Origin of the sequence: Pseudactinotalea sp. (assembly GCF_048594945.1) — a bacterium.
Lineage (GTDB): Bacteria > Actinomycetota > Actinomycetes > Actinomycetales > Beutenbergiaceae > Pseudactinotalea.
In genome coordinates this window covers 1-6321 of record NZ_JBMDXJ010000468.1, presented here as the reverse complement: position 1 = coordinate 6321, position 6321 = coordinate 1, and the positions used below count along the sequence as shown (strand labels likewise).

The window sequence follows — 6321 nt, the reverse complement described above, 5'->3', positions numbered from 1 at the left end:
ATGGCCGCGCGGGCATCCTGCGGCATCCGTGCACGCGCCGGCGGGGACGTCGCGGGCGGTCGCCGTGGACGCCCGCGCCCCCGGCTGCCGCGGCTGCCGTAGATTGGCCCCGCCTGCCCGCGCCGAAGGAAGAGCACGTTGACCACTCCTGCCGCCGACACTGTCGAGAACGCCGCCGCGACCCCGGACGCGGAGCAGCCGTACCGCGAGCTGGGCCTCAAGGACGACGAGTACGCTCGCATCCGCGAGATCCTCGGTCGCCGGCCCACCAACGCCGAGCTCGCGATGTACTCGGTGATGTGGTCCGAGCACTGCTCCTACAAGTCCTCCAAGATGCACCTCGCGCAGTTCGGTGAGAAGACCACCGACGAGATGCGTGAGCACCTGCTGGTCGGCATCGGTGAGAACGCCGGCGTGGTCGACATCGGCGATGGCTGGGCCGTGACCTTCAAGGTCGAGTCGCACAACCACCCGAGCTACGTGGAGCCCTATCAGGGCGCGGCTACCGGCGTGGGCGGCATCGTGCGCGACATCATCTCGATGGGCGCACGCCCCGTCGCGGTGATGGACCAGCTCCGGTTCGGCGCGATCGACCACCCGGACACCGCGCGCGTGGTGCACGGCGTGGTCTCCGGTGTGGGCGGATACGGCAACAGTCTCGGCCTGCCGAACATCGGTGGCGAGACCGAGTTCGACGCCTCCTACCAGCGCAACCCGCTCGTCAACGCGCTCTGCGTCGGGGTGCTGCGCCATGACGACATCCACCTCGCGAACGCCTCCGGTGCCGGCAACAAGGTGGTGCTCTTCGGCGCGCGGACCGGCGGCGACGGCATCGGCGGCGCCTCGATCCTGGCCTCTGAGACCTTCGACGACGACAAGCCGAGCAAGCGCCCCAGCGTGCAGGTGGGTGACCCGTTCATGGAGAAGGTGCTCATCGAGTGCTGCCTCGAGCTGTTCGCCGCCGGCGTGGTCGAGGGCATCCAGGATCTCGGAGCCGCGGGCATCTCGTGCGCGACCTCCGAGCTCGCCAGCAACGGCGACGGCGGCATGCACGTGGACCTCGAGAACGTGCTGCTGCGCGACCCCTCCCTGACCGCCGGCGAGATCCTGATGTCGGAGTCGCAGGAGCGCATGATGGCGGTGGTCACGCCGGAGGCGCTGGAGGCGTTCCTCGCGATCACCACCAAGTGGGATGTCGAGACCGCGGTGATCGGCGAGGTCACCGGCACCGGGCGGCTCACGATCGACCATCACGGGCATCGGATCGTGGATGTCGACCCCCGCACCGTGGCCCACGACGGCCCCGTCTACGACCGCCCTCACGCCAAGCCGGCCTGGCAGGACGACCTCAACGCCGATGCCGCCGAGGCCCTGCCGCGCGCAGGCACAGGTGAGGAGCTGCGCGATCAGATCCTCGCCGTCGTCGGCTCGCCGAACCTGGCGAGCAAGTCCTGGGTGACCGACCAGTACGACCGGTACGTGCAGGGCAACACCGCGCTCGCGCAGCCCGACGACGCCGGTGTGATCCGGGTCGATGAGGAGACCGGGCTCGGCGTCGCCATCGCGACCGACGCCAACGGCCGCTTCAGCAAGCTCGACCCGTACGCGGGCGCGCAACTCGCGCTCGCGGAGGCGTACCGGAACGTCGCGACCGTGGGTGCCCGCCCGCTCGCGGTCACCGACTGCCTCAACATCGGCTCGCCCGAGGACCCCGACGCGATGTGGCAGCTCGTGCAGACGATCACCGGACTCGCCGATGCGTGCGTGGAGCTCGGCGTGCCGGTCACCGGCGGCAACGTCTCGCTCTACAACTCCACCCTCGCGGGCGAGGTCGGGGTGGGGCACATCGACGCCTCGATCAACCCGACCCCGGTCATCGGCGTGCTCGGTGTGCTCGACGACGTTGCTCGGGTCGTTCCTTCCGGCTGGCACGAGGAGGGTCTCGAGCTGGTGCTGCTCGGCATCACTCGCGAGGAGCTCTCCGGCTCCGCGTGGGCGGGCGTGGTGCACGGTCACCTCGGCGGCAGGCCGCCGGCGGTGGACCTGGGCGCCGAGCGTGCGCTCGCGCAGGTGCTGGCAGAGGCTTCGCGTCAGGGGAGGCTCGTGGCCTCGCACGACCTCTCGACCGGTGGTCTCGTGCAGACCCTGGTCGACGGCGTGCTCCGGTTCGGCGTGGGGGCATCGGTCTCCCTGGGTGCGATCGGGGACGGCGAACGTGTGGTCGATTCCGCGACCGCGCTGTTCAGCGAGTCCGGCGGTCGCGTGCTCCTTGCCGTGCGACGCGAGGACGTCGAGCACGTGTCCGCGCTCGCCGCGGAGCACGATGTGCCCGCGCTGCGGATCGGGACCACGGGCGGAGGCAGCCTGCGGATCGAGGCAGGCGCCGCCGTCGAGATCGACCTGGATGACCTGCGCGAGGCGAGTGAGGGCGTGCTCCCGGCGCGCTTCGCCTGACACAACCCGACCACGCGCCCGCCCGGCGTGGCAAGGTGGAGTGATGGATGTGTTGCTCCTCGGGGGGACCGGCTGGCTCGGTGGCGAGGTCGCACGGGCGGCGCTCGCGCATGGACATGAGGTCACCGCGTTGGCGCGCGGGACCGCCGCGGTTCCCGACGGCGTGAGCCTCGTTCGCGCCGACCGCGCCGAGGGTGGCGCGTACGAGGGCGTGCTGGGCCGTGACTGGGATCTCGTGCTCGATGTCGCGTGGCAGCCGGGTCTGGTGCGCTCTGCCGTGGCGGCGCTCGGAGACCGCGCGGCGCGCTGGGTGTACGTGTCGTCCGGTTCGGTGTACCGGGCGACCGAGAACCCGGTGGGCGACGAGACCGACCCGTTGCACGACCCGCTGGAGGCCGACCAGGCGGGGCCCGAGGAGTACGCCGCAGCCAAGGTCACGTGCGAGCAGGTCGTCTCGACCGCGCTCGGCGAGCGCGCCGTCATCGCGCGGGCCGGGCTGATCGGTGGTAGCGGCGACGGCTCCGACCGGTTCGGCTATTACCCGGCCGCGTTCGCTCGGGCCGGCGGTGAGGCGGTGCTGCTGCCCGACCTCGGCGACGCGATCGTGCAGACGATCAGCGTGGCCGACCTGGCCGCATGGCTCGTGACGGTCGGTGGCGACCCGAACCAGCACGGCATCTATGACGCCTACGGCGAGCCGGTCGCGTTCACCGACCTCACGGCCCTGGCGCGGTCAGCGGCCGGTCACTCCGGCGCGGTGGTGACGGCGGCACCCGACTGGCTGCTCGCGCGGGGCGTCGGCTACTTCATGGGTCCACGCTCGCTGCCGTTCTGGCTGCCGCCCGGGCACGAGCTGACCGTCACGCGCGCATCCCAGCGCGCCCGCGAGGCCGGGCTGAGCCGGCGCCCGTACCGGCGGCTGATCGACGAGGCCCTGGCCGACGAGCGGTCCCTCGGATTCGACCGGGACCGCCGCGCGGGACTGACCCGCGCCGAGGAGACCGAGCTGCTCGCGTCACTGGAGGCATGAGGTGGCATCCGGTCCGCTGCGCGCTGTCATTCTGAACGGCAGCGTCGGCTCCGGCAAGACGTCGACGGCCCACCAGGTCGGCGCGGCTCTCGCCACCGCCGGAGTGAGCGGTGCCGTGGTCGACCTCGACCACCTCGGCGCGGGCTGGCCCTCGCCGCCGGAAGACCCGTTCCGACTCGCCGTCACGCTCGACAACCTCGCCGCCGTGGCGCAGGTCTACGCACGGCACGGCATGACGTCCCTGGTGCTGGCCGGCGTGGTCGAGTCCGCCGAGCATCGCGAGCGTCATCGCGACGCGCTCGGGGTGAGCCCGACCCTCATCAGGCTGACCGCTCCCGTGGAGGTGCTGCAGGCTCGCGTGGCCACTCGGTCCAGCACCGATTCCGAGCGCGACTGGCACGTGGCCCGGGCGCCGGAGCTCGCGGCGATCCTGGATCGGGCGGACATCGACGATCACGCGGTGAGCACGCACGATCGGCCACCGGACGCCGTCGTGAGCGAGATCCTCACCCTGCTCGACTGGGAGCCCGACCACCATCGCTGACGGCCGCGCCGGGGGAATTTCGGTTGCCCCACGCTCCTACCGTGGATGGCGATGACCTCGATGTGGCGTGTCTCGCGCGTGGACAAGGGCGCTGTCCGGCTCGTGCCCGACGGCGCTGCTTCCGTGCCTGCCGACGGCACCGTGGTCGTGGGCACGGAGCGTGACGGCACGCTTCCGATGACCGCCGGCGAACCGGTGGTCCCGGCCGTGGGGGACCGGGTGGTGCTCGACGGCGAACGCGCGTTGGTCATGCCGCGCACCTCAGAGCTGGTGCGGGACACGGTCGGCAAGACGTCCCTGGTGCAGGTGATCGCGGCGAACGTGGACGTGGTGCTCATCGTCGAGCACCTGGAGCCCGAGCCGGCGCTCGGGCGGATCGAGCGGATGCTCACGATCGCCTGGCGGTCGGACGCCGTGCCCGTGGTCGTGCTGACCAAGGTCGACCTCGTGGACGATGCCGACCGATGGCTCGAAGCAACCCGCGCCGTGGCGCCGGGCGTCGACGTCCTCGCGATCTCGGCGGCCACGGGAGCCGGGCTGGAGGCGCTGACCGCCACGCTCCAGCAGGCGCGCACGCTCGTGCTCGTGGGCCCCTCCGGTGCCGGCAAGTCGACCCTGGTCAATGCGCTCGCGGGCGCCGAGGTGATGGTCACCGGCGAGGTGCGTGGCGATGGTCGTGGCATGCACACCACCACGCACCGGGAGCTGATTCCGCTCCCCGACGGCCGCTGGCTGATCGACACCCCGGGCGTGCGCTCGATCGGACTGGTCGCGACCGAGGAAGCGGTAGCCGCCACCTTCTCCGACGTCGAGGAGCGCGCTCGAGGCTGCCGATTCCGGGACTGCACGCACACGAACGAGCCGGAATGCGCCGTCGTCGAGGCGGTCGAGGCCGGCGAGCTGCCGGAACGGCGGCTGGCTTCATGGCACTCGCTGCGCCGCGAGGCGACCCGGCAGGCGGCGCGTGCCGTCCGTGCCCCGAAAGCAGCCGGGCACATCCGCACGCGGAGGTGACGCAAGCGGGCGGCACGAGCGCCTCCGGCCGGCCGTGATGGAAGTGACGCGAGGTGAACGATGGACGAACGTTCCATGATCCGAGCAACGCGTGGACGAATGTTTCACATTCGTCACCGATTCGACCCTCACCGGCTACCGGGCTCCGCTACGGTCAGTGCTCTCCGTGTCCTGGACCACACCCCCGAAAGGGTCACGCATGTCCGTATCCTGGCTGACGCCCGCCCGCCGTGGCGGCCGCGCACTCGCCGCAGCAACAGCTCTCTCCCTGGCCGGGTTCGGACTCATGTCCGCCCCGGCCTTCGCCGTCACCACCGATGGCGACATCTTCATCAGCGAGATCCACTACGACAACGTCGGCACCGACACCGGTGAGGCGATCGAGATCCAGGCCCCGGTCGGGACCGATCTGACCGGGTGGTCGTTGGTGCTCTACAACGGCAACAACGGCGCGCCCTACAACACCAGCACGCTCTCGGGCGGCGTCGGTGACGCCGGCGTGACGGTGGCCGAGTACCCCGTCGACGGAATCCAGAACGGTTCACCCGACGGCGTTGCTCTCGTCGACCCGGATGGCGCTGTGGTCGAGTTCCTGTCCTACGAAGGCGTGATGACCGGGGTCGGGGGCCCCGCGGACGGCCTGACGAGCACGGACATCGGCGTCGCGCAGGCGAGCAGCACGCCCATCGGGCAGTCGCTGCAGAAGATCGACGGAGTCTGGACCGGACCGCTGACGAGCACGTTCGGCGTCCTCAACAGCGGGGGTGAGGACCCCGACCCCGATCCCGACCCGGATCCGGGCGAGTCCGTGACGATCGCCGAAATCCAGGGCACCGGTGCCGCGTCACCGCTCGAGGGACAGACCGTCACCACCACCGGCGTGGTCACGGCGGTCTACCCGACCGGCGGCTTCAACGGCTACTACATCCAGACCGCCGGCTCCGGTGGCGACACCGACCCGAGCGAGCGCACCGCCTCCGACGGCGTCTTCGTGTACTCGGCAGCCACGGTCGGTTCCGTGGAGATCGGGCAGCACCTCGAGGTCACCGGCGACGTGGTCGAGTTCAACGGCCTCACCGAGCTCACGGTCGCCGCGGGCGGCGTCACCGTGCTCACCGAGAACTTCGAGCCGGTGCTCCCGATCGAGGACTTCGTGCTCCCGGCCGACGAGGCCGGGCGCGAGGTGTTCGAGGGCATGCTGGTGGCTCCAGCCGATCGCTACGCGATCTCCGACACGTACGCGCTCGGCGGCTGGGGCGACACCCGGTTCGGCTCGATC

4 protein-coding genes and 1 pseudogene are annotated in these 6321 nt (G+C 71.3%); all 5 read left to right on the top strand.

Going from position 1 to position 6321, the window contains the following annotated elements:
* Positions 1-138: 138 nt before the first annotated feature.
* Complete coding sequence (purL, locus tag ACOJSN_RS21270; protein WP_420114481.1) at positions 139-2454, top strand: phosphoribosylformylglycinamidine synthase subunit PurL; 2316 nt, start codon at positions 139-141, stop codon at positions 2452-2454.
* Positions 2455-2497: 43 nt separating this feature from the next.
* Positions 2498-3484: an NAD-dependent epimerase/dehydratase family protein gene (locus ACOJSN_RS21265; RefSeq protein ID WP_420114480.1), complete on the top strand. Its 987-nt coding sequence runs from the start codon at positions 2498-2500 to the stop codon at positions 3482-3484.
* A gap of 1 nt (position 3485) precedes the next feature.
* The gene (locus ACOJSN_RS21260) at positions 3486-4028 is read left to right on the top strand and encodes an AAA family ATPase (protein WP_420114479.1); all 543 of its coding nucleotides are present in this window, start codon (positions 3486-3488) and stop codon (positions 4026-4028) included.
* Positions 4029-4079: 51 nt separating this feature from the next.
* Positions 4080-5042 (top strand): ribosome small subunit-dependent GTPase A, encoded by a 963-nt coding sequence (gene rsgA, locus ACOJSN_RS21255; protein ID WP_420114478.1) that lies wholly within the window; start codon positions 4080-4082, stop codon positions 5040-5042.
* A gap of 199 nt (positions 5043-5241) precedes the next feature.
* Positions 5242-6321, top strand: a pseudogene (locus tag ACOJSN_RS21250) (hypothetical protein); the annotation flags it as partial.